This is a genomic window from Kitasatospora sp. NPDC057542, from assembly GCF_042801945.1.
In the GTDB taxonomy this organism is placed as follows: Bacteria; Actinomycetota; Actinomycetes; order Streptomycetales; family Streptomycetaceae; genus Kitasatospora.
The window spans coordinates 1-3,090 of the sequence record NZ_JBHVFE010000699.1; the positions used below are offsets into that span (position 1 = coordinate 1).

The 3,090-nt window shown below is 70.9% G+C and carries 3 protein-coding genes; 1 reads left to right on the top strand and 2 read right to left on the bottom strand.

All coding sequences use genetic code 11. The features are described 5' to 3' along the window. Positions 1–100 precede the first annotated feature (100 nt). Both ACFU7Y_RS42280 and ACFU7Y_RS42285 read right to left on the bottom strand, forming a co-directional pair. Positions 101–1,243: an alpha/beta hydrolase gene (locus ACFU7Y_RS42280; RefSeq protein ID WP_380771750.1), complete on the bottom strand. Its 1,143-nt coding sequence runs from the start codon at positions 1,241–1,243 to the stop codon at positions 101–103. A 269-nt stretch (positions 1,244–1,512) separates the two neighbouring features. Next, the gene (locus ACFU7Y_RS42285; protein WP_224275156.1) at positions 1,513–2,133 is read right to left on the bottom strand and encodes a TetR family transcriptional regulator; all 621 of its coding nucleotides are present in this window, start codon (positions 2,131–2,133) and stop codon (positions 1,513–1,515) included. A 137-nt stretch (positions 2,134–2,270) separates the two neighbouring features. On the opposite strand from ACFU7Y_RS42285, the gene ACFU7Y_RS42290 reads away from it, so the two are divergent. Further along, positions 2,271–3,035 (top strand): SDR family NAD(P)-dependent oxidoreductase, encoded by a 765-nt coding sequence (locus tag ACFU7Y_RS42290; protein WP_224275154.1) that lies wholly within the window; start codon positions 2,271–2,273, stop codon positions 3,033–3,035. Positions 3,036–3,090 lie beyond the last annotated feature (55 nt).

Below are 3,090 nucleotides of genomic sequence, written 5' to 3' on the forward strand. Positions count from 1 at the left end.
GCCGTGGCCCCGGGGGTTCGGTCTTCTCCCCAGCCTGTTCGGATGGCCCGGGCGGTCCGGGCGCCGGGCGGTTCGGGCGGACCCGGGTGCCGTTCCCCCGTCAGACGGTCTGGTTCGGCACCTTGAGGTGCTGGGACAGCCACTCCAGCGAGGAGGGAAGCAGGGCGCTCCAGGTCTCGAAGTTGTGGCCGCCGTTCTCCAGCATGCTGTACGAGACCTTCATCGGGCTCTGCACCGCGTCGACGAAGGCCTCGGTCTCCTGCCGGTAGTTGCCGTCGCCCTTCTTGGTGCCGGCCAGCAGCACGGACACCTTCGGCTGCGGCAGGTTCTTCAGGCGCCACAGCAGGTTGGCCTCGTCGCGGCGCTGCTTGCTGCCGCCGAACAGGTCGCCCGTGGTCGGGTCGTCGGCGGCTTCGTAGTAGGCGGAGAGGGCGACGGCGGTCGGGAAGACGTCCGGGTGGCGCATGGCCAGCTTGAGCGCGCAGTAGCCACCGGTCGAGTTGCCCATGAAGGCCCAGGCCTGCGGGTCGCTGGAGACCCGGAAGCTGGCCTGGATCGCCGAGGGCACGTCCTTGGTGAAGTAGGTGTCGGACTGCGGGCCGTCCGGGACGTCCTCGCACTCGGTGTCCTGCGGCAGCGCGGGCGAGGGACGCACCAGGACCATGACGGTCGGCTGCATCCGCCCTTCCTGCAGCAGCTTGAGCGCGGCACCCGGGTAGTTGAAGCGGGTGATCAGGTTCTCGGCGATTCCTGGGAATCCGGTGCTGACGATCACGGCCGGGAACTGCTTCTGGGCGTACTCCGGCTGGAAGTACTGCGGGGGCAGGTAGACGTAGCCCTCGGTGGACAGCCGACTGACCGCGCCGTCGATCCGGACCTTGCGGATCTCGCCGGACTGGCCGGGCTCGCGGCCCATCGCCCCGCCACCCTTGACCGCGGCCTGCCCCATCGTCTCCACCATCAGCCGGCCGGAGGCGTCCGCCTTGTTGTGGATGACCACGGGGCCGGTGTCGCCGGTGCCCAGCAGGTCGTCCCAACTGCTGTAGAAGGCGAAGTAGTTGTTCGCGACCAGGCCGAGCGCGGCGAGCACCGCGAGCTGGGTGGCGAGCAGCGCGCCGATCCGGCCGAGCACCGCCTGCCAGGTCCTCTTCGCGAGTCTGGGCCACAACCAGACCGTGCCGACCATCATCACGACCGCGACCAGTGCGGTCAGCGCCAGCACCTTGTGGCTCGTCAGACCCATGTCCTGCTTGCTCCCACGCCTCGAACTCCAGTCCCCTCCGCTGGGGACATCCGAGGAGGTCACCCCGGTTCCCCCGTCGGGGCGCGAGGACCAACCCTAGCGCCAGCTGGGAGGACGCTGATCGCGGCTGGGAGGTTGCGGGGAGCGGGCCGGACAGCTGACAACTTTCAGATGACAGATTTCGAAATCTGTCATCTGAAAGTTGTCACCTGGTTGTCACCTGCCATGGCCCGTCGCCGTCCACACCGCCGGCCGGGAGCGGGCCTGGCTCAGCCCACCCGCTCCCAGAGCCGCAGCCCCGCCGTGAGCTCGCGCATGCAGCGCGCGCCGAGGTCCCGCGGGGAGCCCGGACCGGCGAGGGGCGCGTCGGAGGAGGCCCACTGTTCCAGGGCCACCCGGATCGCCGCGGTCGCGGCGGCGGCGGCCAGCCGGACCTCCAGCGGATCGGTGTCGTCCGGGCAGCGCTCGGCGAGGGCGGCCCGCAGCCTCTCCTCCGAGTCCGCGTGGACGCGCTGCCAGGTGGCGTTCAGCCTCGGGTCGCGCAGCAGACCGCGGGCCCACTGCATCATCTCGGCCCGCGCCTCGTCGGCAGGGGTCAGCGAAGCGACCGCCGCGCGTTCCAACGCCTCCCGGGGCGGCAGATCCGCCGGGCTCGCCGCGAACAGCTCCACCCACTCCTGCCCACCCGCCGCGAGCAGCGGAGCGACGGCATCCTCCTTGACGGAGAAGTACCGGTAGAAGGTGCGCAGTGAGATGCCCGCGGCGAGGGCGACCTCCTCGACGGTGGTCGCCTCCGCTCCCCGCTCGGCGAAGAGCGCGGCGGCGGCACGGGCGATCTCCAGTCGAGTGGCCTCGCGGCGGCGCTGGGTCAGGGTCGGGCGTCCGGTCACGGGACCAGCCTACGCGGGCGGATGCCATGGCGGCACGTTGCGACGAAACGGCACCATGAGACTTTTTGGCACAACGTGCCACCGGGGCGTACCGTGTCGTTCGAGGTCGAGAGACCACGAACGAACGGAGTACCACCATGGAGCGCTTCAGCGGACGGAACGTCCTGATCACCGGCGGCGGCTCGGGCATCGGCCAGGCCACCGTCCACCGGATCCTCGCCGAGGGCGGGAAGGTCGTCGCCGTCGACGTCAACGAGGACGGCCTGAAGAAGACCCTGGACCGCGCCACCGCCGAGGGGACCGCGGACCGCCTGACCATCCAGGTGCTGGACATATCGGACGAGGCGGCCGTCGTCGCCGGCGTCGCCGAGGCGATCGCCGGCCTGGACGGCCTGGACGTGCTGGTCAACGCGGCCGGCATCCTCCGCTCCTCGCACACCCACGAGACCACCCTGGAGTTCTGGAACAAGCTCCTCGCGGTGAACCTCACCGGCACCTTCCTGATGACCCGCGAGGCGCTCCCCGCGCTGCTCGCCGGCGGCAAGGGCGTGGTGGTCAACTTCAGCTCCACCTCCGCGAGCTTCGCCCACCCGTACATGGCCGCGTACGCCGCGACCAAGGGCGGCATCCAGTCCTTCACCCATGCCATCGCCTCGGAGTACTCGAAGCAGGGCCTGCGCGCGGTCTGCGTCGCGCCGGGCAGCATCGACAGCGGCATGACCCACAACCCGGGCCTGCCCGCCGACGCCGACTTCAGCCTGCTGGCCAAGCTCTCCCCCGCCCTCGGCCAGGGCTTCGCCGGCCCGGAGACGGTGGCCGGCGTGATCGCCATGCTCGCCTCCGACGACGGCGCCTTCGTCACCGGTACCGAGCTCCGCATCGACGGCGGCACCCACATGTGACCCGTCGGTCCGGTTGACGGCGGGGCCTGTGCCATCCCCCCGTACGGCACAGGCC

What these genes read in the sequence shown, in the direction of transcription:
- ACFU7Y_RS42280 (WP_380771750.1), bottom strand. Translation starts at nt 1,243, where the DNA reads ATGGGTCTGACGAGCCACAAGGTGCTGGCGCTGACCGCACTGGTCGCG.
- ACFU7Y_RS42290 (WP_224275154.1), top strand. Translation starts at nt 2,271, where the DNA reads ATGGAGCGCTTCAGCGGACGGAACGTCCTGATCACCGGCGGCGGCTCG.